Origin of the sequence: Halomonas sp. C22 (assembly GCF_007655045.1) — a bacterium.
GTDB lineage: Bacteria > Pseudomonadota > Gammaproteobacteria > Pseudomonadales > Halomonadaceae > Vreelandella > Vreelandella hamiltonii.
This window is the reverse complement of record NZ_VBVC01000002.1, coordinates 678,826-699,881: the sequence shown is the minus strand read 5'-3', so window position 1 is coordinate 699,881 and position 21,056 is coordinate 678,826. Positions and strand designations below refer to the sequence as shown.

Annotated in this window: 24 protein-coding genes; 8 read left to right on the top strand and 16 right to left on the bottom strand. The window is 56.8% G+C overall.

Annotation, left to right across the window (positions count from 1 at the left end):
* Positions 1 to 187: 187 nt before the first annotated feature.
* The gene (locus FEU76_RS06640; RefSeq protein ID WP_096921782.1) at positions 188 to 1,180 is read left to right on the top strand and encodes an IS30 family transposase; all 993 of its coding nucleotides are present in this window, start codon (positions 188 to 190) and stop codon (positions 1,178 to 1,180) included.
* A gap of 90 nt (positions 1,181 to 1,270) precedes the next feature.
* On the opposite strand, the gene FEU76_RS06635 is transcribed toward FEU76_RS06640, so the two are convergent.
* From FEU76_RS06635 to FEU76_RS06610, 6 genes are read right to left on the bottom strand one after another with little or no spacing between them, the layout of a single operon-like run.
* Positions 1,271 to 1,498 carry a tautomerase family protein gene (locus FEU76_RS06635; protein WP_260851367.1) on the bottom strand — a complete coding sequence of 76 codons (228 nt, stop codon included), beginning with the start codon at positions 1,496 to 1,498 and terminating at the stop codon, positions 1,271 to 1,273.
* Between the two features lie 13 nt (positions 1,499 to 1,511).
* On the bottom strand, positions 1,512 to 2,414 hold the full coding sequence (locus tag FEU76_RS06630; RefSeq protein WP_096921784.1) for a DMT family transporter: 903 nt from the start codon (positions 2,412 to 2,414) through the stop codon (positions 1,512 to 1,514).
* On the bottom strand, positions 2,411 to 3,748 hold the full coding sequence (locus FEU76_RS06625; RefSeq protein WP_096921785.1) for an aminotransferase-like domain-containing protein: 1,338 nt from the start codon (positions 3,746 to 3,748) through the stop codon (positions 2,411 to 2,413). The genes FEU76_RS06630 and FEU76_RS06625 overlap by 4 nt, the downstream gene beginning before the upstream one ends.
* Positions 3,749 to 3,751: 3 nt before the next feature.
* Positions 3,752 to 4,798, bottom strand: coding sequence for a phytanoyl-CoA dioxygenase family protein (locus FEU76_RS06620; protein ID WP_240525283.1), 1,047 nt, complete (start codon positions 4,796 to 4,798; stop codon positions 3,752 to 3,754).
* On the bottom strand, positions 4,725 to 5,237 hold the full coding sequence (locus FEU76_RS06615) for a VOC family protein (protein WP_096921787.1): 513 nt from the start codon (positions 5,235 to 5,237) through the stop codon (positions 4,725 to 4,727). Before FEU76_RS06615 ends, FEU76_RS06620 begins: the two co-directional genes overlap by 74 nt.
* 23 nt (positions 5,238 to 5,260) lie before the next feature.
* Positions 5,261 to 6,352, bottom strand: a complete 1,092-nt coding sequence (locus tag FEU76_RS06610) for an alpha-hydroxy acid oxidase (protein WP_096921788.1) — start codon at positions 6,350 to 6,352, stop codon at positions 5,261 to 5,263.
* Positions 6,353 to 6,746: 394 nt separating this feature from the next.
* Here FEU76_RS06610 and FEU76_RS06605 point away from each other — a divergent pair, with 394 nt between their 5' ends.
* Positions 6,747 to 7,127: an aldehyde dehydrogenase family protein gene (locus FEU76_RS06605; protein ID WP_446718798.1), complete on the top strand. Its 381-nt coding sequence runs from the start codon at positions 6,747 to 6,749 to the stop codon at positions 7,125 to 7,127.
* On the opposite strand, the gene FEU76_RS06600 is transcribed toward FEU76_RS06605, so the two are convergent.
* The 4 genes from FEU76_RS06600 to FEU76_RS06585 form a co-directional block, all read right to left on the bottom strand.
* Complete coding sequence (locus FEU76_RS06600; RefSeq protein WP_081194961.1) at positions 7,106 to 8,044, bottom strand: LysR family transcriptional regulator; 939 nt, start codon at positions 8,042 to 8,044, stop codon at positions 7,106 to 7,108. The two genes, FEU76_RS06605 and FEU76_RS06600, sit on opposite strands and share 22 nt — an antisense overlap.
* A gap of 46 nt (positions 8,045 to 8,090) precedes the next feature.
* Entirely contained in the window at positions 8,091 to 8,447 is a 357-nt protein-coding gene (locus FEU76_RS06595; RefSeq protein WP_058577674.1) for a hypothetical protein, read from the bottom strand.
* Positions 8,447 to 8,719 carry an HU family DNA-binding protein gene (locus tag FEU76_RS06590; RefSeq protein ID WP_016915488.1) on the bottom strand — a complete coding sequence of 91 codons (273 nt, stop codon included), beginning with the start codon at positions 8,717 to 8,719 and terminating at the stop codon, positions 8,447 to 8,449. The genes FEU76_RS06595 and FEU76_RS06590 overlap by 1 nt, the downstream gene beginning before the upstream one ends.
* 92 nt (positions 8,720 to 8,811) lie before the next feature.
* Positions 8,812 to 9,996, bottom strand: a complete 1,185-nt coding sequence (locus FEU76_RS06585; protein ID WP_144981460.1) for an NAD(P)/FAD-dependent oxidoreductase — start codon at positions 9,994 to 9,996, stop codon at positions 8,812 to 8,814.
* Between the two features lie 87 nt (positions 9,997 to 10,083).
* Between FEU76_RS06585 and FEU76_RS06580 the strand changes: the two genes are divergently transcribed.
* From FEU76_RS06580 to FEU76_RS06560, 5 genes are all read left to right on the top strand, one after another.
* Positions 10,084 to 10,656 (top strand): chorismate--pyruvate lyase family protein, encoded by a 573-nt coding sequence (locus FEU76_RS06580; protein ID WP_144981457.1) that lies wholly within the window; start codon positions 10,084 to 10,086, stop codon positions 10,654 to 10,656.
* Between the two features lie 37 nt (positions 10,657 to 10,693).
* A complete protein-coding gene (ubiA, locus tag FEU76_RS06575) occupies positions 10,694 to 11,584 on the top strand; it encodes a 4-hydroxybenzoate octaprenyltransferase (RefSeq protein ID WP_144981559.1) in 891 nt (296 codons plus the stop codon).
* Between the two features lie 96 nt (positions 11,585 to 11,680).
* Positions 11,681 to 12,370 carry a phosphate regulon transcriptional regulator PhoB gene (phoB, locus tag FEU76_RS06570; RefSeq protein ID WP_016915484.1) on the top strand — a complete coding sequence of 230 codons (690 nt, stop codon included), beginning with the start codon at positions 11,681 to 11,683 and terminating at the stop codon, positions 12,368 to 12,370.
* 2 nt (positions 12,371 to 12,372) lie between these two features.
* Complete coding sequence (phoR, locus tag FEU76_RS06565; protein WP_039178885.1) at positions 12,373 to 13,668, top strand: phosphate regulon sensor histidine kinase PhoR; 1,296 nt, start codon at positions 12,373 to 12,375, stop codon at positions 13,666 to 13,668.
* 327 nt (positions 13,669 to 13,995) lie between these two features.
* The gene (locus FEU76_RS06560) at positions 13,996 to 14,307 is read left to right on the top strand and encodes a hypothetical protein (protein ID WP_039178882.1); all 312 of its coding nucleotides are present in this window, start codon (positions 13,996 to 13,998) and stop codon (positions 14,305 to 14,307) included.
* A 277-nt stretch (positions 14,308 to 14,584) separates the two neighbouring features.
* Here the strand turns inward: FEU76_RS06560 and cysZ are convergent, their stop codons facing one another.
* The 6 genes from cysZ to FEU76_RS06530 form a co-directional block, all read right to left on the bottom strand.
* Entirely contained in the window at positions 14,585 to 15,331 is a 747-nt protein-coding gene (gene cysZ, locus FEU76_RS06555) for a sulfate transporter CysZ (protein WP_039178880.1), read from the bottom strand.
* A gap of 70 nt (positions 15,332 to 15,401) precedes the next feature.
* Positions 15,402 to 16,127 carry a phosphate signaling complex protein PhoU gene (gene phoU, locus FEU76_RS06550; RefSeq protein WP_039178877.1) on the bottom strand — a complete coding sequence of 242 codons (726 nt, stop codon included), beginning with the start codon at positions 16,125 to 16,127 and terminating at the stop codon, positions 15,402 to 15,404.
* Between the two features lie 30 nt (positions 16,128 to 16,157).
* Positions 16,158 to 16,970 carry a phosphate ABC transporter ATP-binding protein PstB gene (gene pstB / locus FEU76_RS06545; RefSeq protein WP_016915479.1) on the bottom strand — a complete coding sequence of 271 codons (813 nt, stop codon included), beginning with the start codon at positions 16,968 to 16,970 and terminating at the stop codon, positions 16,158 to 16,160.
* The gene (gene pstA / locus FEU76_RS06540; RefSeq protein WP_144981454.1) at positions 16,964 to 18,373 is read right to left on the bottom strand and encodes a phosphate ABC transporter permease PstA; all 1,410 of its coding nucleotides are present in this window, start codon (positions 18,371 to 18,373) and stop codon (positions 16,964 to 16,966) included. Before pstA ends, pstB begins: the two co-directional genes overlap by 7 nt.
* Positions 18,373 to 19,491 carry an ABC transporter permease subunit gene (locus FEU76_RS06535; RefSeq protein ID WP_096921793.1) on the bottom strand — a complete coding sequence of 373 codons (1,119 nt, stop codon included), beginning with the start codon at positions 19,489 to 19,491 and terminating at the stop codon, positions 18,373 to 18,375. Before FEU76_RS06535 ends, pstA begins: the two co-directional genes overlap by 1 nt.
* Positions 19,492 to 19,586: 95 nt before the next feature.
* Positions 19,587 to 20,534 (bottom strand): PstS family phosphate ABC transporter substrate-binding protein, encoded by a 948-nt coding sequence (locus tag FEU76_RS06530; RefSeq protein WP_039178867.1) that lies wholly within the window; start codon positions 20,532 to 20,534, stop codon positions 19,587 to 19,589.
* A gap of 101 nt (positions 20,535 to 20,635) precedes the next feature.
* Between FEU76_RS06530 and FEU76_RS06525 the strand changes: the two genes are divergently transcribed.
* Positions 20,636 to 21,049 carry an acyl-CoA thioesterase gene (locus FEU76_RS06525; protein ID WP_039178866.1) on the top strand — a complete coding sequence of 138 codons (414 nt, stop codon included), beginning with the start codon at positions 20,636 to 20,638 and terminating at the stop codon, positions 21,047 to 21,049.
* The last annotated feature ends 7 nt before the right edge of the window (positions 21,050 to 21,056 follow it).

Genomic DNA, 21,056 nt, shown 5'->3' with positions numbered 1-21,056 from the left:
TTGAATCGTGTTCTGGCAGGAACATACTGATTCTACAAGAGAAAACCACTCGCCATCTTCGTTTTCAGGTGAGTCTCGTGAATAAGCCGGGTTCATAGAATAACCGCAGCACTTTGGATCACAAGGTAGAAGCAGGAGGGCCAGCGCCGGTACCCTCTCTGCTTTACCGACCAAAGTGAAGCAGAGCATGGCATACCGACAGCTGACCCAGACCCAACGATACCAGATTCACGCTTACAGGTGTGCAGGCATGAGCCAGCGACAGATCGCCAGAGCTATTGGTGTTCATGACAGCACGGTGAGTCGGGAGCTGCGTCGTCACACGACGCCCGAGGGGTATGACCCTGAGCAGGCCCAGCAACGTAGCGACCATCGACGCCGCACCGCCTGGAAGTGGACGAAGCGCCTACCCAGCCTGATGGACTTCGTCGCCAGACGGCTCCGCGAGGAGTGGAGTCCCGAGCAGATCAGCGGCTTCATGGCCCCCTTGATCGGCGTGGGCGTTAGCCACCAGTGGATCTACTCCCTGGTCCGGGATGACAAGGCCCGGGGTGGCGGCCTGTGGCGGCACCTTCGTCAGCCCCGGCGGCACAGCAAACGCCGTGCCCGGGCCAAAAGCGCAGGACTTGGCAGGATCCCCCATCGCGTGGGCATCGAGCATCGCCCGGCGGAGGTCGAGGAACGCCGCTTCATCGGGCATTGGGAGGGTGACACCGTGGTTCAGGGGCACAAGCAATCGGGCCTGGTCACCCTGGTAGAGCGGCGTAGTGGTTATCTCCTGGCAGCACGGTTGCCCAGGGTCTCAGCAGACCTGACGCAAGCGGCCATGATCCGGCTGTTGAAGCCACGCCGGGGAGCTGTGAAGACCATCACTCTGGACAATGGCTCCGAGTTTGCCAGTCACGTCGCCGTTGGCCAGGCGGTCAGCGCAGATATCTACTTTTGTGACCCTTACTGCTCCGGCCAGCGTGGGAGCAACGAGAATACCAATGGCCTGATCAGGCAGTACTTCCCCAAGGGGACAGACTTCCGTCAGGTCACCGATGCCGAGCTGCGCAGGGTGGTCAGGAAGCTCAATGACCGCCCTCGAAAGCGACTCGGTTACCGGATACCGGCACAGGTGTTCCTGGGAGAGTACTCAGGAGCCCTGGACACAGCAGGTGTTGCACTTATTGCTTGAATCTAGGGCCGAAAACCCGCAATTGAGAATTAAGTATGTCCTATAATACTTGATGAAGAAACAAGGCAACGGCATTGGATGATATCCAAATTAACCCTTGGTATGCTTTGTGTCTATATGCAATAGACCCGCTTTGCCCCAGTTTTGGTCGTCATAATCTTGGAGGAATATTGTGACAGATTCCGGTTTGACATTATAGCTGTCGACAAATGCTTCGGTAATTTTCTTGATGAGCTCACGTTTTTGCTCCAACGTCCGGCCTGGAGACTGGGCGATAGTAACGACGGGCATAGATAGTTCCTTATTCGTGTATGAAATGTAGAAAATGTTGTTAGCTCTGCTCTCTTGACGGTTTTTTGATGCGCCACTCTAACTTAGAGACCATCAAAAAATTACCGAAGATGATAACGCCAACACCTGAAAAAGTAGTTGGATCCCAGTGGAAGTCTTCAAATAATGTGGAAATCAGTATCGCTACGACTGGGAAGGCCACCATGCAATATGCAGCCTTATTGATGCCGATCTTATTCACCAGAGTCAAATAAATAGTGAACCCTAGTACGGATGCAAAAGCTGAAAGGTAAAGTAGGCTGAGAATATATTGGTAAGTAAAACTGAACTTAAAGGGCGTTCCTGTGAGGATGACAGCTAACAATAAGATCAGAGCTCCGTACCCCATAGAATAACCATTGCTGGTTAGTGGAGTGATGCCTTTGGAACTGTTACGAATAGATATCATATTGCCAAATGAAAAAATCAATGTTCCCAGTAACGCGAATAGTATGCCAGTGAACAGATCTGCGCCGAAAATTTGCTGTGTCAGCTCACGCCAGAATAAAAGAATAATGCCTGCTACGCCAAAAAACATTCCTGCGAATTCACTCAGTGAGGTGTTCTGATGTAAGAATAGCCAACGGTTTATACTATTAAAAAGCAGCACTGTGGAAAAAATGATAGCGACAATTCCGCTGGGGATATATTGCGTAGCATGATAAAAGCATAAGAAATTTAAAGAAAAGAAACACACTCCTTGTCCAACAAACCAAAGATGGTCAATAGGTTTTGTTTTTTGTAATTTTTTAATAATAATTAGGCATGGGAGAAGCAGTAGGGCCGCGATTACGAAGCGGTAGAAAATAGAGGCCAGTATCGGTACGTCCCCCAACTGCATTTGAATGGCAATCCATGACGACCCCCATACCATAATGCAAGCGAAGTACAGAAAAGCGGTCATTTATACTCGTCTCCTTTACTTTGCTTATTAAAAGCTTTAGGCGTGTTTATAGCCATACATTCTTTTATAAAGTCACTCAACCGGATGACTCCTTCTTTGAGTTCCTCAGGGGTTAGATAGCTGAACGAGAGCCTGATTTCATTGGACTCTCTAGGCGGTGAGTAAAATATTTCCATGGGTGTCCAAAGAACACCATGCTGCTCAGCAGAGATTTTTAGCAGCGACAAATTAACTGGGAAAGGAAGCCTGAGCACTAGGAAAAAACCACCTTTAGGTCGATTCCATGATATTTGTGACCGTAAGTGGGATCCCTCGGGAAAGCTTGCGTCTAATTGATTTAGTAAATCGTCTAGATTATTTAGATAAAAATTTATTTTTGTTTTACAGTGGTGTCGAAGGTCCCCTTGGCACTCCAGTAGTACGCCGCCTACAATTGCTTGGCCAATAGGTGAAGTGTTGAGTGTAAGCATACTTTTTATCTTTGTTAATGCTAAGGATAATCGTCTGGAAACAATAAACCCCACCCGTACACCGGGAAATAATGTTTTAGAGAACGAACCGAGGTATGCAACGTGGTTATTATGCAGGTCGAGTGAGATCAAGGTAGGATTAATACTCCTCTCTGATCCGAAAATGCCATAAGGGTTGTCTTCTAACAAGGTTAGATTGTAATTGCGGGCAAGTTTGACCAACTCTTTGCGCTGATTAAGCGGTAGGGATATACCGATGGGGTTGCAGAAATCAGCATTGATGTAAAGGGCTTTGACTTTTCCCCCCTCTGCTTCTGTGGCTTGAATTTTTTCCTTAATTTCACTAATTTCCACACCGTGTTCATGGATATCGAATGTCTCAATGCGGATGTCCAACAATCTTGCTGCGCCAATAATGCCTACATAAACAGGTTGAGGAACTAGTAAAACATCGTCACTATCAGAAAAAAGAGCACGTAAAATTAGTAGCATTCCCTCCTGTGCACCAGACGTGACTACAATATCCTCTGGGGAGCAAGTAATACCGTCTGTTATATTCAGCATGTCAGCAATGAGTGCGCGAATATATCCTTCTGAGGGGCCGTATTGAAATAATTGAGTTATCACGCCGCTCTCTGAGCGATGCTCATTTTTCATAAGATGATCGATATAAATATTTATATAAAAGCTGATGTCGCCGAATTTAAAGTCCTTTTCTATAGGGCGACCAGGGGCGAACGATATTGCTTCAGGATATTGGCTGGCAATATCATTAAGGAACGTCATAGTGTTTAAGCATGGGTCAGTTAAAGATGAGTGAAGTATAAGTTCATCTCGGTTTGCCTGATGAGTCGACGCACCCATAACTTATTCCTTCCAGATTTTTGGGCAGAAGTCTGGATCAGTGTAATCCGGATTGCCTGCATGGTCTAAACGGCAGAAGTAATCATTATTATATTTTAACTTTGAGCCGTCGGCTAAAATATGCTGCTTGTAGCTATTAGCTCTATCTTGTAAGTGCAGAGAAATTGAGACTCTATCAACTTTGCTGTAGTTAGGAGGGCTGCCATGGAAGGTATTACAGTTATGAAAGCTGATATGACCACGTTTTCCAACCATGGCGATTTTTCTGACCGTGTCGTCGTTGAGTTTGGCTGTTTCTTCCAGCATAGTTTGTAGTTCATCTACGCTGCGATTCCCAAAATGCTGAGTAATACTGTCATCGGCATCAATCTCCCGCCACCGGTTGCTGCCGTCAATCATTTCCAAAGCGCCCATATTTTCATAGCAGTCATAAAAATTGATAAAAGCCGTGAGAAGCTTGTTTGACGAGCAGGTCGACCAGTAGTGCGCATCTTTATGCCATGGAACCACTGGGCGGAACATTCCCTCTGCCTCAAACTCTCCCCGAGCAGGCTTGGTAATGAGAGCGCTATTCCATATTCTTATTTCATCGGTTTGTGCGAGACGTGCAGCGATGGCTCCAATGATTGGTTTTGTTAATAGTTTTCGAAAGGTGTAGCTTTCATAGTGAACATAGTCATTATTGCGGGCAACGTCTCCATCTTCTGGAACCCAATAAGCTAGGGTAGGAGGGATTGTTGGCAAATGCCTATCCCTTTTCCCCTCATAGTAATCGTGACTTTCCTTTACGAAAGCATTAAGTTCATCATCGGTAAAAATTTTCTCGGTTATGAACCAGCCGTGCTTTTGATAAAAACGTACGTCTTCATTACTAGGCAAGAGAGTTTTTTCTTGCGTGCTTAATTTAAATTTATCTGCACACATGTTGCAATCCTTTATATGTGTTTTATTGGACAGAGCCATTGCTGCATTTTTATTAATAAGAGTCACTTGCTTCAAGCTGTCGGAAAAGGTCTTCAACATTTTTTTCAGAGAAGCCTTCTTCTTCATTCCTTTCGATAAACTCAATCATAACGCCAGAGTTAGGGCAGCGAACGGTAAAACGCTGGATCAGATCGGAGCCTTTAATGATTTGGGTGCTAAATGTCAAGCCTTCGCTTTCTAGTTCTTTGCATACTCCCTCCACATTATCCACCTCAATGGCAATGTGCTGTGGGCCTGGACCGTATTCATTAATAAAACGGGTTATTTGAGAGTTTTCATCTGCTCCTTCGAGCAAGACGAATTTAATCGGGCCAGCTTCCATTACTGCGGAATTCATTGCGCTGCGGGCACCAGTGGTAGTCATACGGTCTATGAGGCTGAATCCGATCATGCTGTAATAGCCAATGGCCTGCTCAAGATCTAGTACTGCAATTGCAACATGATCGATTTTTTGGGCTTTATGTTTGAGCATTAGCTTTGAAGTGGTTTCGCAGCTATTAGTCATGAGTGTTCTCCTTGGCGTGTGGTTCACTCGATCCAAATGATTTCATTATTGACTTCCGCAAGGGAGGCGCATCCGCAGAGATGCATGCAAAGATGTAAATCTTCACTCAGCTGTTCCAATACTCTGGCTACTCCTTGCGCACCTTCAGCAGCAAGCCCCCAAAGAACTGGACGACCTACGCCCACAGCATCGGCACCTAAAGCAAGAGCCTTAAGGATATCTGCGCCACTGCGAATACCGCCATCTACGATAATCGGTATCACATTGCCTAGCCGTTGACGAATATGTGGTAACATACTAATGGCGGAAACATGGTGGTCGAGTTGACGCCCGCCGTGGTTAGAAAGGTAGAGGGCATCTACTTCATGCTGCAGAGCAATTTCCGCATCTAGTGGGTGCAGTATGCCTTTCAAAATCAGTGGCATATTAGTATGGTATTTAACCCATTCTACATCTGCCCAAGAAATAGCGGGCTCTAATTGATCAGCAACGAAAGCCGCGACTCCTGAATTTCCTGAGACAGGGATACACTGATGCTTTATTTGCCCTTGCAAATAACTTTCATTTCTATATCTGTTAACGCTAAATTCATTGCGGCGGTCACGCAGTCGTGCACCCATGAGAGGAACGTCTACAGTGAGAACTAAAGCGCTGCAACCAGAATCTTGTGCTCGCTGAATAAGATCCCTGTTAATTTGACGATCTTTATACAGATAGAGTTGAAACATAACTGGTGCGTCTGACTTTTCGCATACTGTTTCCACAGGAAAATCTGACATAGTGCTTAGGATGAAGGGGACTCCATTCTGGTTCGCAGCTTTAATTGTTGCGAGCTCTCCTTCAGGGTGAACGAGTTTATGATGCGCACTCGGAGCCACAAGTATGGGAGGTGTTGGGCATTGGTTTCCAAGGATGCGAGCCAAACGAGTGGTGAATGGGTCTACTTTTTCTATTCCTCGCAGAACTCTGGAAAGAAGCTTTACACGTTCCAGTGCGCAAATATTTTCTTGCAATGATTGCTCACTTCCAGCCCCACCGTCAATAAAGTCATAAACTTCTGGGGGTAAGTGGCGTTTTGCAATCGATTGCCAATCTTCAATACACACTGGAACCATACTCGTTCCCTCGTCTAATTTAGCTGTTAATTAGATTGGATAGTTATAATAATGTGTGCTATGTGGCGTTACCGCTTTGAAGGGGGCTACGAACTGAGAATAGGTGCGCTAGCTGAGCTGTGATGTAAGTTATTTCTTAAAAAAATGTAAGTTATTTCTTAAAGCATGTAAGTTATTTCTTACATACTTGCAAAGTACGATTGATTTATAACTGTTTTATATTCATGTCGCTTTAATATTCTATGCGGCTAATTTAGATTAAATAGAGAAGTTTCATGCTCATTGTGATTAGTGTACTCCCCCTCCGATAGAGCCTCAGTAATGGTAAGAGGTACGGCATGGATAGGTGCTTGATTTTGAGCCTCGGTTTGGATCTAGATGAATCACCCCCACGGTGCTGGTGAATGTCACCCCCGACATGGAGATTGCCCAGCAGGAGGTGTTTGGCCCGGTACTGATCGCCATGGCATTCGATGACGAGGCCCAGGCCGTTCGGCTTGCCAACGACACCCGGTTTGGGTTGGCCGGTGCGGTGTGGAGCCAGGACGTGGCCCGAGCGCATCGCGTGGCGGGACAGCTGCGGGCGGGCACGGTATGGATCAATAGCTACAAGGCGATCAGCGTGATGTCGCCGTTCGGGGGCTTTGGCGACAGCGGCTTTGGCCGCTCCAGCGGTTTGGACGGCCTGCGCGAATACACGGTGCCGCAAAGCGTCTGGGTGGAAACCGCACCCGAGGCCAGCGTTGCGTTTGGCTATGGCAGCGGTGTCGGCTGATTCGACGCCGGGTCCCGAAAGGCCTGCATCCAGCGCTGCAGGTGGCGCAGCAGCAGGATGCTGGCCTTGGGCTGCTGGCGGCCCACCCGGGTGACCATGTGGGCCTGGGAGCGCTGAAACAGCGGGTCGTCTACCGGGCGTGCGACAAGGCTGCCGATGTCCAGGTCGTGGGCGACCGCAAACGCCGGTAGCAGCGTCACCCCCATGCCGCTGCGCACGTATTGCGCCAGGATCACCATCGAGTTGGTGTTCATGGTCATGCGCGGAGCAAGGCGGGCCTGTTGAAACGCCTGGTCGACCATCTGGCGCACGCCATGGGTGGTGTCCCACATGGCCATGGGCTGGGTGCTGAGCTGAGCCAGGGTGAGCGGGTGGGGCTGCTCGGCCAAGGGGTGATGCGGCGACAGAATGGCCATCAACGGCTGCGGGCTGGAGGCCCAGAAGCGCAGCTGAGGGTGAGTGCGTTCGTGGAACATCAGCCCGATATGGCTTTGATCCTCGACAATCGCATCGATGATGCCGGACGTGCCCGCGATATGGATATCCAGCTGGATGCCCGCATAGCGCTGGGTGAATTCATGCAGGGGAGAAGCCACCAGGTCGCTGACGAAGCCTTCGCCCACGGTGAGGGAAATCGTTCCGGTTTCCAGGCGCTGGTAGGCTTCGAGGGACGTGATGAAGCTTTCGTCGAGGGCGCTGCGCCGCTCGCAGTACTCCAGCAGCATCTCGCCGACGGGCGTGGGGCGTATGCCGCCGCGCTGGCGTTCCATCAGCGTTGCCCCCAGGGCTTCTTCCAGCAGGGCAATCTGTCGGCTGACGGCGGAAGGGGCAATGTTGAGCCGCGACGCAGCCCGGCGCACCGAGCCTGATTCAAGCGTCACGCGAAAGTAGGCCAATCGCTGATGAGGGATATCCATCGCCTGGTACTACCTCGCGTGACGAAAATGCGCCCAGCTTGAAGGGCTACAAGTATCTGAGCAGCTTTTGCAGCTTGTTCATGTCGGCAGAGTCGCCGACGAGGCGCACGTCACCCGCCACCATGCCATCCAGGAATGCCTGTTGCGTCGGCTTTCTGAGGATGCGCAGGGCGGCTTCCTGGTCGCGAAAGCGCAGCTCCAGGTCCAGGTCGACGGGCAGGCCTTTACCGGACGTGATGCGTTTGGGGGTCATCCGGTAGTGGCGTGCCGTGCTCAAATCTTCTGTGGCAATGCCCCAGTCCAGGCCGCGCATGCGTTCCAACTGCTCACGAAAGCGCGGCTTGCGGCGCAGGGCGCGCTTGAGCATGAAGCTCAAGAGCCACAGCGTCAGCGAAAGCTTCATTAGGAAACGGCGTCCTTGAGCGCTTTGCCTGGCTTGAACGCCACGTTCTTGCTGGCCGGAATCTGCAGCGGTGCGCCGGTCTGCGGGTTCTTGCCGGTACGGGCGGCGCGTTCACGTACGGTGAAGGTGCCAAAGCCAATCAGTGTGACGTCTTCGCCTTTGGCCACGCTGTTGGTGATTTCGTCCAGAATGACATTCAGGACCTGGCCTGCCTTGTCCTTGGACAGGTCAGCACTCTCGGCGATGGCAGCGGCGAGTTCAGGTTTGCGCATGAAGGAATCTCCCTTGTGAAAAACAAACGTCAATGTTGTTGGTAACCCACCCCGGCAGGGCTTATTCAGCCTAGTCGTGAATGCGGCGAAAATCAGCCTAGCAGGGCAGGTACAGCTCTGGAAAGCTCCACTTTCCTTCTCACGCAGCCCCCTGTCAACGCAAAACCAATCAAACGACCGTCTTTATCTTCCGCCAGCGCCGTCAAATCCTGCCCATGACCCTCCACTCGCCAGTGCTGCGGTGTGTTCACTGGTGGGTAGGCCACCACCGGGAGCAGGGGCGTTTTGACGATGATCGGCCAGGCGCCGAAGCTTACCGGGGTGGGTGAGCCGCCCAGCGTGGCCGCCAGCGCTTTGGCACTGGCTTGCAGCGGCTGGACGTACATGGCGTTCACGCCGTCGATGCAGGCCACGTCGCCCAATGCGTACACGTTCGGCTGGCGGGTGCGAAGCAGCCGGTCCACCTCGATACCGCGGGCGCTGACCGCGAGTCCGGCGGCCTCGGCCAGCGCCGTGCGGGGCGCAAGGCCCGTGGCCAGCAGGACGATGTCCACCGTATGGCGCTCACCGCCGTCGAGCTGCAGTACCAGGTCGCGGTCGGCATTCAGGGATAGGCTGTCCAGCGTGCGTCCAAGCGCCAGTTGCATGCCTGCCGTTCGAAAGGTTTCGGCCAGGGCGTGGCCCAGCGGCTCGGGCAGCAGGCGCGGCAGCAGGGTGCTCTCTGGTGCCACCAGGGTGACATGGTGGCCGCCCGCATGGAGGTCGTTGGCGAATTCGCAGCCCACCAGGCCCGCGCCAATGATCGCCACTCGGCTTGGCTGGGCGAGCGCTGCATGCAGTCGGCGGTAGTCGTCCAGGTCGTTGACCGTGAAGCAGCGCCCTTCCAGCGCATCGGGTATCTGGAACGGCGTGCGCGGGGCCGCGCCGGTGGCGAGCACCAGGTTCTCGTAGCGGAGCAGGGTGCCGTTGCCCAGGCGCAGCATCTGGTGTTCCACCGCCAGTTCGACGACTTGCGTGTGGGCCATGAGCTGGGCATTCAGTTCGTCGGCGAGCGCTTCTGCGCTGCGCTGCGCCAGCTTTTCGGGGCTCAACCGCTTGGCGAAGCCCGTGGACAGCAGCGGTTTGCTGTACTCTTCGCCACGGTCGGCGCTGACCAGCGCGATGGTGCGAGAATCTCCCTGGCGGCGCAGCGCTCGCGCCAGGCCAATACCGGCCATGCCAGTGCCGACAATGACCAGCTCGGCATGTGGGGATTCGCTCAAGTGTGAATCGGGCATATCGTTATCCGGGGGTAAGGAACAAAAGCCTGCCAAGCCATCATGTTACACTAGCTGTCTTTCCAATTGACTGCTCTGGAGGCTCAGGTGACGCTCGTTGAGTTGCCACGCCCTGCGTTTTCGCTACCCCCCCACTGGCGGCCGATTGCCGCTGCGCGGCCTGCCATGAGTGCGGCCTGGTGGCAGTGGGTGGCCTCGACCGACTCCCTGACGGCGCGCCTGATGGCGGCCGGAGCGCCGGGCCAGTTCCGCGTACGCCTGCTGCGCCAGACCATTGGCCTGCCGTTCCAGGACGAAGCCATGGCGCTGGGCATCGCTCCACGTCGCCACGCCTGGCTACGCGAGGTGGCGCTGTGCATCGACGGCACGCCCTGGGTGGTGGCGCGATCGGTGGCACCGCTGGAGCAGCTGCAGGGCAAAGGCCTGGGGGCCTTGGGCGAGCGTTCGCTGGGCAGCTGGTTGTTTCAGCAGCCGGACCTGGTGCGCGGGCCGTTACAGGCCACGGCGTCGCGCCCGCGCTTCACGGCGTGGGGTACACCCGACAAGGGGCGTAGCCAGTGGGGGCGTCGCTCGGTCTTTCAGCACGCGGGACTGTCGCTGCTGGTTCAGGAGTATTTTTTATCGACCATGGCCGATGCGCTGAGCCTGCCCTCGCGCTAGGCTATCCTGGAGTTTCTTTCACGAGGTAAGCATGAGCATGGACCGTTCTCTGTTGCGGCCAACGGGTTGGGCCCGGCTGGCAGACTTTCTTCAGCTGATGCGCCTGGATCGGCCCATTGGTACCTGGCTGCTCATGTGGCCGACGCTCTGGGCGCTGTGGGTGGCTGCAGAAGGGGTGCCGGGCCGCTCCGTGCTGATCATCTTCATTGCCGGTGTCTACGTGATGCGGGCTGCGGGCTGCGTGGTGAACGACTATGCCGACCGCCATGTGGATGGCCACGTCAAGCGTACTAGCCAGCGCCCCATGGCCACGGGACGCATCAGCGAAACCGAAGCCCAGCTGCTGTTCGTGGCGCTGGTCGCCGCTGCCTTCATTCTGGTGCTGCTGACCAACTGGTTCACCGTGCTGCTGTCGGTGGGCGGCGTGCTGCTGGCTTTCGTGTATCCGTTCATGAAGCGCTACACCCACTTCCCGCAGGTGGTGCTGGGCGCGGCCTTTTCCTGGGCCATTCCCATGGCGTTTGGCGCGGTATTGGGCCACGTGCCTCTGGAAGCCTGGCTGCTGTTCAGTGCCAACCTGCTGTGGACCGTTGCCTACGATACCCAGTACGCCATGGTCGACCGTGACGATGATCTGAAAATCGGCATCAAGTCGACCGCCGTGCTGTTTGGCCGTGCTGACCGGTTGATCATCGGGCTGCTGCAGGCAAGCGTGCTGGCCCTGCTGAGCTGGGTCGCGCTGCGCGTCGGGCTGGGGGGCTTTTTCTGGCTGGGGTTGCTGGGGATGGCGGCGACGTTCGTGTACCAGCAGTGGCTGATCGTCGGGCGCGATCGTGACCGCTGTTTTCAGGCCTTCCTGAACAACCACTGGTCGGGTCTGCTGGTCTTTGCAGGTATTGCCTTGAGCTGGTGGCCGATGGCGGGCTAAATTGATTGTGTGTCATGGAACTGTCATCAAGTCATGGTGTTATCGTCACACACATGTCATTGAACTTTCCTGTATAGAGCACCGTGAGGCCCTGGAATGACCGCCAAGACCGTACTGATCGTCGATGATGAGGCGCCTATCCGCGAAATGATCGCCGTGGCGCTGGAAATGGCTGACTATCGCGTGCTTGAAGCGGACAACGCCCAGGATGCCCACGCCATGGTCGTCGACCACCAGCCTGACCTGCTGCTGCTGGACTGGATGATGCCGGGCACCAGCGGCATCGAGCTGGCCCGTCGGTTGAAGCGCGAAGAAGCCACTGCCGAGCTGCCGATCATCATGCTGACGGCCAAGGGCGAAGAGGACAACAAGATCCAGGGCCTGGAAGCGGGTGCCGACGACTATATCACCAAGCCCTTTTCCCCCCGTGAGCTGGTGGCCCGCCTGAAGGCCGTGCTGCGCCGGGCCACGCCGCGTGGCGTGGAAGACCCCATCGAAATCAATGGCCTGCTGTTGGACCCTGTGAGCCACCGGGTCAGCGCCCATGGCAAGGCGCTGGAAATGGGGCCTACCGAGTATCGTCTGCTGCAGTTTTTCATGACCCATCAGGAGCGCGCCTACACGCGCAGCCAATTGCTTGACCAGGTATGGGGTGGCAACGTCTACGTGGAAGAGCGCACGGTGGACGTGCATATTCGTCGTCTTCGCAAAGCGCTGGGCGAGCCTCATCAAAATCTGATTCAAACGGTGCGCGGTACTGGGTACCGGTTCTCTGCGCGAGTGTAAGCGTGCGCCTGTGGAGCCGTGAGATCTGGCGCATCATCTGGCTGGCCCTGTTGGGCCTCTGCCTGGGATGGCTGGTGGATTACCCTGGCGCCGGGCTGGCGGCGGGGCTGCTGTTTTGTCTGGTCTATCATCTGCGCCAGTTTCGGGCGCTTTTCCTTTGGCTGACGCTTCACCCCCACGATGAGCCCCCGGCGGCCAAGGGCATGTGGGGGGAACTGTTCGACCGCCTCTATCGCTACCAGAAAAGCCAGCGCATTACCCAAAGCCGTTTACGGGCGACGCTGGCGAGAATTCAGGAGTCCTCCGAAGCCATGCGCGATAGCGTGGTGATGCTGGACCGACACGGCGACCTGGAGTGGTGGAACAGCGCGGCCACCGACATGCTAGGGCTGCAAACCGCCCACGATCGTGGCCAGCACATCACCAACCTGCTGCGCGATCCTCGCTTCATCAGCTACTTCAATGCCCGCGATTACAGCGAGCCGCTGACGCTGACCTCGCCGATCGACGAGCGGCGTATCCTCCAGTATCAGATCACTCTGTACGGCGATGACGAGCGCCTGGTCATGGCCCGTGATATCACGCGCTTGCATCGCCTGGAGCAGATGCGGCGTGACTTCGTCGCCAACGTCTCCCATGAGCTGCGCACTCCGCTGACCGTGCTGTCGGGCTATCTGGAAACCTACGGCGACCTCAAGGAGCTGTTGCCTCCCCGCCTGGGCAAAGGGATCGTACAGATGGAGGAGCAGACGCGACGGATGCAGAATCTGGTCAACGACCTGCTGCTGCTGTCACGGCTGGAAATCGACCAGGGAGGCGATGATCACCAGACGCTGGCCGTAGGCCCCATGCTCGACAGCATTCGCCGAGACGCTCTGGCGCTCTCCAGGCAGCAGCACAGTGTGCAGGTCATTCTGGAGAGCGACGCTGGGTTGATCGGCAGCGAGCAGGAGCTGCGCAGCGCCATTTCCAATCTGGCCTTCAATGCCGTGCGCTATACCCCGGAAGGCAGCCAGATCACGCTGCGCTGGTCGGTGGCCGCCAACGGCAGCGGGTGTATCGAGGTCGAGGACGATGGCGATGGCATTGATCCGGTGCATATCCCCCGCCTGACCGAGCGCTTCTATCGAGTGGATAAAGGGCGCAGTACGGCAACAGGAGGGACGGGGCTGGGCCTGGCCATCGTGAAGCACGTGCTGCTGCGCCACGAGGCACAGCTCAACGTAGAGTCACATCCTGGCGAGGGGGCGTCCTTTCGCTGTGTCTTCCCCGCCAAGCGAGTCAGCGGCCCGGCTTGAGGGCTCGATGACGCTTTGCGTTCCTCCTTATCCCCTTTCTGCACAATCCCTGTATAAGTGTGCCATATTGGCATAGAACTCTGGTCACACCTCACTCATGTGTCATTTTTAACCACTTCAAAGGGGTGGTCATGCCCCCTTGAGCCCATGCTTTATATCATTCTTGTTTTTTTAAATTATTGATAATAAATAATTTTTTTATTTTTTGGCATGCGTGGCACAACGTATGCAATATTCTAGGCAAGGAAGATTACCGCAGGAACTGGTAAGACATGAAGTCACTCTTCCTTAACTATGCGGTATCAACAGCGATCGAGGAGGCGGAATATGATGTCCAAGGAACTACTCAAGAAAGCTGGTATTTTAGGTGTTTCTTTCGGCCTGATGGCAAGCCCATTGGCTTTTGCAGACACCACGGATCACTCATCCATCGACCAGAATCAGGATGTAACCGTCGAAGATGAGCCCATGAACACACAGTCTGGCACGGCCGAGCCCGGCAGCTATGACACCGAAGATCTGACGACGGATCACGGCACACAAGGCCCCGACGTCGTGGATGAGCCGGACTCCACCAACATGAGTGGTGGTGCCGAGTACACCCCAGAAGACGTAGTCGAAGAAAACAGCGGTAGCTAAGTAACAATTCTTTGCAAAGCTGAAAAAAACTCTTACGCTTAGGATTGAGCAAATAAGGGGCAAGGATGTCCCATAGCAAGGATGCTCATCGATTCACGGATGAATCAGAAAACGGTCAAGACACTGGTCAGGGTAAATTCCAAGGTTGGAGTCCCGCAAACGGATAGGAAGCCAGCAGTCAGTATCGTTCACAAGTAAGAGTGGTCGAGACCCCGCCTAGCGGGGTCTAATTTTTTGTGCCTGCTATATGGGCGGCCCTTTGATGAGTGGCTCTGATTCAGAGCGTCGATCCTGCCGCCTTATCCCGCGTGTCCGGTGTGCCACGATAGTGGCGGTCCCACATGAGGACTGCGCCTGCGACAGCGCCTGGAATCAGGAACAGGTTGGCCAAGGGGATCCAGGTGATGAGCATGACCAGCCCGCCATATGTCATGCTCGGCCACCAGCGCCGTGAAAGCCTGCTGCGCATGTCCTTGAACGACACTTTGTTGTTATCCATCGGGTAATCCAGATAGGTAATGGCCATGACCCAGGCAGAAAAGAGCGCCCATAAGGGAGGCGCGAAGACGTTCAAGCCGGGAATCCAGCTGAACAGGAACAATACGGCCATGCGCGGCAGGATATAGCTCAGCTTGACCAGCTCTCGTCCCACGGCGTCCAGCGCCGTTTTGGCCAGCCCTCGGTCATCCAGAGGCTCACGCCCGGTGGCCTGGCGCTCTACCTGAGCCGCCAGAAACCCATAGAAAGGCGCTGCGATCAGGTGAGTCACCAGGGTGAAGCTAAAAAAGATCACCACCAGCAAGCTGATGAAGAATAGCGGCCAGATGAGCCACGACAACCACTCCAGCCAGCCAGGCACCATGGCCATGCTGCTCTCCAGCCAGCCCGAAAAGCGTGTGAAGACCACGTAAACCATACCCGTATACACGAGCAGATTGACCAGAATGGGTAGAAAGACATAGCGCCTTAGCCCGGGCTGATACACCAGGCGGGTGCCTTGACCCAACGCGTTGAGTGCATTCACGCGACATTACTCCCTAAAAAAACGCCCAGATGATTATCTGGGCGTATTGCAGGAGGGTTTGGCGGGCAGGTCAAGATTTTTTCATGACCTTCTGTTCCAGGGTACTGGGATCGCTGTGGCGAATATCCAGGCCTTTCACCAGGTACACCACGTATTCCGCCAGGTTGTTGGCGTGGTCGCCCACCCGTTCCAGGGCGCGCAGTACCCACATGATGCTCAGCACCGAACTGATGGAGCGCGAGTCTTCCATCATGAAGGTCATCAGCGAGCGCATGGCGCTGCCGTACTCGTCGTCTACCGATTCGTCTTCGCGAACGACCTGCATGGCCAGCTCGGTATCGAAGCGGGCGAAGGCGGTCAAGGCGTCACGCAGCATCTTGCGCACGTGCTCGCTGATATGGCGAACTTCTACCAGACCGCGAATGCCACCGCTATTTTCACTTAACAACAGCGCGTTGCGGGCAATCTTGCTGGCTTCGTCGCCGATTCGCTCCAGGTCCGATGTGGCACGGATGACCGCGAGCACCAGCCGCAGGTCCGATGCCGCCGGCTGACGGCGAGCCAGCACCCGGGTGCATTCGTCGTCGATTTGCAGCTGCAGGTCGTTGACCTGACGGTCGTTGTCGCGCACTTTTTCCGCCAGGCGGCTGTCGCCCTCCAGCAGGGCGTGCACCGCATCCTGCACCTGCTTTTCCACCAGACCGCCCATGGCCATCAGGTGGGTCTTCAGCTCTTCCAGCTCCTGGTTGAACTGGCGAGAGATGTGTTGGCTGTGTGTCTCGCTCGTGATATCCATTGAGCACTCCTGACGTATCGTCGATGGGGCCTAGGTCATGCGGCCGGTAATGTAGTTTTCGGTGCGTTGTAGACGCGGGTTGGTGAACACTTGATCCGTGGGCCCATATTCGATCAGTTCACCGTTTTGCAAAAAGGCCGTGTAGTCGGAAACCCGCGCGGCCTGCTGCATATTGTGAGTCACCAGCACCAGGGTGAGCTGGGACTTCAGGTTGCGTATCAACTCCTCGATCTTGAGGGTCGAAATAGGGTCGAGGGCCGAGGCGGGCTCGTCCAGCAGCAGGACATCCGGCTGAACGGCCAGCGTCCGGGCAATCACCAGGCGCTGCTGTTGCCCGCCGGAGAGCTGCCAGGCCGAACGGTGCAGGCGGTCCTTGACCTCATCCCACAGAGCGGCCGATGTCAGCGCCCACTCGATGATGTCGTCGCGTTTGCGTTTGGGCAGGCGCCCTTGCAGGCGCAGGCCAAAGGCCACGTTTTCGTAGATCGACATCGGGAACGGGTTGGGCGTCTGAAACACCATCCCTACCCGCCGTCTGAGTTCGGTCACGTTCATGCGTGGCGCATGAATGTCCTGCTCTTCCAGGTAGATATGGCCATCGTGGGTCACGGACTCGTTCAAATCGTGAAGCCGATTGATTGCCCGTAGCAGCGTGGACTTTCCGCAGCCCGAGGGGCCGATGAACGCGGTCACCCGGTGACGAGGTACGTCGAGCGTCAGGTCACGCAACGCCGGTTTCCCCGCATAAGCGAGGTTGAACTGGTGGATGCTCAGGCACCGGGCGTCGGCTGAGAAGCGCGTCACCGGCGGTTGAGCAGTGTTGGCGGACGATAACGCTAGCATTCGTTTCCTCGTTGACGCCTTAGATAATGACGCAGAAATATGGCAGTTAGATTAAGCACCAGCACAATCAGCACCAGCAGGAGTGCGGTGGCAAACACCAGGGGGATCGCGGCCTGTACGTCTTCACCGTGGAAGGCCGTATCAAATAGATGATAGCCGAGGTGCATGAACTTGCGTTCGAGGTGCAGGTAGGGAAACTCGCCGTCCAGGGGCATTTGCGGAGCCAGCTTGGCGACGCCCACCAGCATCAACGGGGCCACTTCGCCAGCGGCCCGCGCCACGGCCAGAATCACCCCGGTCAGCATGGCGGGCATGGCCATGGGCAGCACGATGCGCGTGAGCATCTCCAGGCGGGTCGCCCCCAGCGCCACGGCCCCTTCACGTTGGGCATCGGGAATGCGTGCCAGGCCCTCTTCCGTGGCCACGATCACCACCGGCAGGGTCAGCAGTGCCAGGGTCAGCGATGCCCACAGCAGCCCGCCGGTACCAAAGGTCGGTGATGGCAGTTCGTCTTCGAAGAACCAGCTGTCGATGGAACCGCCGATGCCGTACACGAACACCCCCAGCCCAAACACGCCATATACGATGGAGGGCACGCCAGCGAGGTTACGGACCCCGATACGCACCAGGTGGGTCAGGCGGTTCTGGTGGGCAATTTCGTTGAGGTAGATGGCTGCCAGCACGCCAAAGGGGGTGACGATCACGGACATGAGAATCACCATCAGCAGCGTACCGAAAATGGCCGGCCATACGCCGCCCCCGGTATTGGCCGCACGCGGCCCCTCACTGAGGAACTGCCACACGCGCCCGCCCCAGGCTGCCACCTTTTGGTGCCAGGCCATGGCGTTGGGAGTTTGCAGGTGGGTGATCCCCGCCAACGGCTGAGACTGTACCCTGCCATTGGCTTCCAGCAACAGCTGGGCGTCGGGGCGCTGGTTTGGCGGCAGCATCAGGGCTTGGCGCACGAACTCCTTGGCCGCCTGCCCTTCAAGCCGCTGGCCTTCGCTTTCGACGGCATCCAGGCGGCCAAGAAAGTCGCCCCACGGGGTACGCTCCAGGCGTATCAGCTCAGCGGGTGTGGTGACCTGGGCGATTTGATCGACGGCCAGCCAGCGCCAGCTGGCACCCGTGAGGTCGCGGTTGCCGGTAAAGTAGAGCCGCTCCATGCCCTGGGCATGGGGTAGCGGCACCTCGCGCACCGGCTGGCCGATCACCGTTTCGCCGCTGTGCAGGGTGACCTCCTCCAGCTCGGCGGGCCAGAAGTGACCTAACCCTTTGGTGGTCAGCAGTACCAGCAAAGCGCCGAGCATGAGCAGCGAAAGGGCCACGCTACCCGCACATAGCCAGGGCCACAGCCGGTTGCCCGCCGTGTTCAGGCGAAAGCTCAGCGCTCGCCAGCCCATCAGCGTGCACCTCCCAGCCGCTGGTAACGCCGACGCAGGCGCTGGCGCACGACTTCGGCCAGCGTATTGACCGAGAAGGTGAAGATGAACAGCGCCAGCGCCGCCAGAATCAGCAGGTGATAGGTCATGCCGCCGGGGTAGGCCTCCGGCAGCTCGATGGCAATCGACGCCGACAGTGAACGTAGCCCCTCAAAGGGGCTGGCGCTGAACAGTGCGGTGTTGCCGCTGGCCATCAGCACGATCATGGTTTCGCCCACGGCGCGGCCTGCGCCAATCATCACCGCCGAAAACACGCCAGGGCCTGCGGTGGGCAGGGCGACTTTCCACAGCGCTTGCCAGCGGCTGGCGCCCAACGCCTGGGCGCCTTCCATCAAGGTGGATGGCACGTCGGCCAGGGCGTCATCGGCCAGCGAGTAAATGCTGGGAATAATCGCAAAGCCCATGGCGATGCCGACGATCAGGGCGTTGCGAGTGGCGTAGTCGATGCCGTGGCGCTGCTCCAGCCACAGACGCAAGTCGCCCCCCAGCCAGTGGGTTTCGGCGAGCGGTGCCGCCCACAGGGCCAGGGCGGTCATGCAGGCGAGCCACGGTATCAGCCACAGTGCCGCCGACGACAGCGGCAGCCGCTGGCGCCAACGGCTGCCGGCCATATGCCAAAGGGCACCTGCCAGCGCTGCGCTCAGCGGCAGCCAGGCCAGTACGAGCAGGGTGCTGGCCAAATGACGCTCTACCCACGGGGCCAGCAGCAGTCCGGCAATGAAGCCAATCACCACGCCGGGTATTGCTTCCATCAACTCCATCACGGGCTTGATACGGCTGCGCAGGCGTGACGACATGAACAACGCCGAATACATGGCGGCCCCTAGCGCAATGGGCGTGGCAAACAGCATGGCCGCCAGGGCAGCTTTGAGGGTGCCCCAGGCGAGCGGCGACAGCGTGGCCAGGGAGAGCGCTTCGCCAAAACCAAGCAGCGGCAGCGCTTCCCACACCAGAAAGACGCCAATGGCGAGGATCGCCAGCAAAACAGCAATGCCGCCAGCCGTAATCAGTCCGGTGGCAATACGGTCGTGAAGCAAACGTAGCGGCTGACGCGAAGCAGGTAGCCGAGGAGGAGTCATGTCGACATCATACGAAGCAGGTGCCGTGATGAAAATAAGGGTTTGTGGCCAGAATAGCTTACCCTACGCCCTGTTTGTGACAATTGGATGACAGTTTATTCATCCAACGCTTGGCTGCTGCGCAGGTGGTCGGGAAGCGCCACGAAGCCTGCCGCCTGCACGATCTGCTGCCCTTCGGCTGAAAAGACCAGCTCCAGAAAGGCTTGCTCGGCCGCCGGGAGCGCTTCGCCGGGGGGCAAGTTGACGTAGAGATACAGCGTTCTGGAGAGTGGATAAGTGGCCTTTTGAATGTTCGCCACGCTGGGCTCTACCGGGTTGCCTTGCTCATCGGCCAGCGCCACGGCGCGTACCATGGGGGTCAGGTGGTTGTATCCGGCATAGCCCATGGCGTTGGGCGACTCCCCCACGGCGGCAATCACCGCTGCCGCACCGGGATGTTCGCTGATATCGCGGCGAAACTGCCCGCCGCACAAGGCGCGCTGCTGGAACAGCCCCTGGGTGCCGGAAGCCAGGGTTCTGCCATGCAGGGCAATGTGCCCGTAAGGCCAATCCGTGGCGGGCAACAGCGCTTCCCACCGCTGCAGGGGCGCATCGGCACCGCAGGCGAGGGTAGTAGAGAAGATGGCATCTACCTGCGCCAGTGACAGGGCTTCCAGCGGGTTATGACGATGTACCACCAGGACCAGGGCATCGCGGGCGACGCTGAGTTGCAGCGGCGGGTAGCCATAACGCTGGATGAACTGCTGGCGCTCGCGTTCGGTCATGGCCCGTGACATGGGCCCGATGCGGGTGGTGCCTGCCACCAGGGCCGTGGGGGCGCTGGCCGACCCCCCCGCCTGAAATTGCAGAGTGATATCGGGGTAGCGCGCATTCAAGGCTTCACCCCAGCGCAGCATCAGCCCGGCCATGGTGTCCGAACCCACGGCGCCCAGCGTGCCGCTGATGGGCGCTGGCTGCGCCCAGGCAAAGGCGCTGCAGCAGCATAGCCAGCTTGCCAGCAGTAGGCGGTAAGGTCTCCATCGCTGTACACTGTCGCTCTTCAAACGCCGTTCCTCTTGTGATTAACTGGTGCTAGCCTGTTATTGCAGTGCAGCAACAGGCGCTAGGCCCGACCACAACAATAACCTTGCAAAGCGACGACCTCATGACACCACTGGATTCCGATGTGGACGATGCTCCCGCCCCCAAAGGGCAGCTCACGTTAAAATTACTGGCTTCTCGTCAGGATACCAACCTCTACGGGGACATTCCCGGCGGCTGGCTGGTGAATCATATGGACCAGGCCGCCGAACTGGCCGCTGGCCGAGAGGCGGGTGGGCGCACTGCCACGGTCGCTATCGAAGCCATGGATTTTCTAAGCCCGGTGCGCGTGGGCTCCATGGTCAGTGTATACACCCAGGTACAGGATATTGGCCATAGCTCGATCCGTATCGACGTGGAGGTCTGGGTGCGTCCTCCCCATGGCCGACACATCGAAGAGCGCCAGAAGGTCACCGAAGCGCGTTTCGTCATGGTGGCGCTGGATGACAATGGTCGGATCAGAGCGGTTCACAGCTGATGTGGCC

Bases quoted from the DNA above. Each gene is read 5' to 3' on its own strand.
- FEU76_RS06640 (WP_096921782.1), top strand. From the start codon at position 188: ATGGCATACCGACAGCTGACCCAGACCCAACGATACCAGATTCACGCT.
- FEU76_RS06630 (WP_096921784.1), bottom strand. From the start codon at position 2,414: ATGACCGCTTTTCTGTACTTCGCTTGCATTATGGTATGGGGGTCGTCA.
- FEU76_RS06625 (WP_096921785.1), bottom strand. From the start codon at position 3,748: ATGGGTGCGTCGACTCATCAGGCAAACCGAGATGAACTTATACTTCAC.
- FEU76_RS06620 (WP_240525283.1), bottom strand. From the start codon at position 4,798: ATGAAGAAGAAGGCTTCTCTGAAAAAAATGTTGAAGACCTTTTCCGAC.
- FEU76_RS06615 (WP_096921787.1), bottom strand. From the start codon at position 5,237: ATGACTAATAGCTGCGAAACCACTTCAAAGCTAATGCTCAAACATAAA.
- FEU76_RS06610 (WP_096921788.1), bottom strand. From the start codon at position 6,352: ATGGTTCCAGTGTGTATTGAAGATTGGCAATCGATTGCAAAACGCCAC.
- FEU76_RS06600 (WP_081194961.1), bottom strand. From the start codon at position 8,044: ATGGATATCCCTCATCAGCGATTGGCCTACTTTCGCGTGACGCTTGAA.
- FEU76_RS06595 (WP_058577674.1), bottom strand. From the start codon at position 8,447: ATGAAGCTTTCGCTGACGCTGTGGCTCTTGAGCTTCATGCTCAAGCGC.
- FEU76_RS06590 (WP_016915488.1), bottom strand. From the start codon at position 8,719: ATGCGCAAACCTGAACTCGCCGCTGCCATCGCCGAGAGTGCTGACCTG.
- FEU76_RS06585 (WP_144981460.1), bottom strand. From the start codon at position 9,996: ATGCCCGATTCACACTTGAGCGAATCCCCACATGCCGAGCTGGTCATT.
- ubiA (WP_144981559.1), top strand. From the start codon at position 10,694: ATGGACCGTTCTCTGTTGCGGCCAACGGGTTGGGCCCGGCTGGCAGAC.
- phoB (WP_016915484.1), top strand. From the start codon at position 11,681: ATGACCGCCAAGACCGTACTGATCGTCGATGATGAGGCGCCTATCCGC.
- FEU76_RS06560 (WP_039178882.1), top strand. From the start codon at position 13,996: ATGATGTCCAAGGAACTACTCAAGAAAGCTGGTATTTTAGGTGTTTCT.
- phoU (WP_039178877.1), bottom strand. From the start codon at position 16,127: ATGGATATCACGAGCGAGACACACAGCCAACACATCTCTCGCCAGTTC.
- pstB (WP_016915479.1), bottom strand. From the start codon at position 16,970: ATGCTAGCGTTATCGTCCGCCAACACTGCTCAACCGCCGGTGACGCGC.
- pstA (WP_144981454.1), bottom strand. From the start codon at position 18,373: ATGGGCTGGCGAGCGCTGAGCTTTCGCCTGAACACGGCGGGCAACCGG.
- FEU76_RS06535 (WP_096921793.1), bottom strand. From the start codon at position 19,491: ATGACTCCTCCTCGGCTACCTGCTTCGCGTCAGCCGCTACGTTTGCTT.
- FEU76_RS06525 (WP_039178866.1), top strand. From the start codon at position 20,636: ATGACACCACTGGATTCCGATGTGGACGATGCTCCCGCCCCCAAAGGG.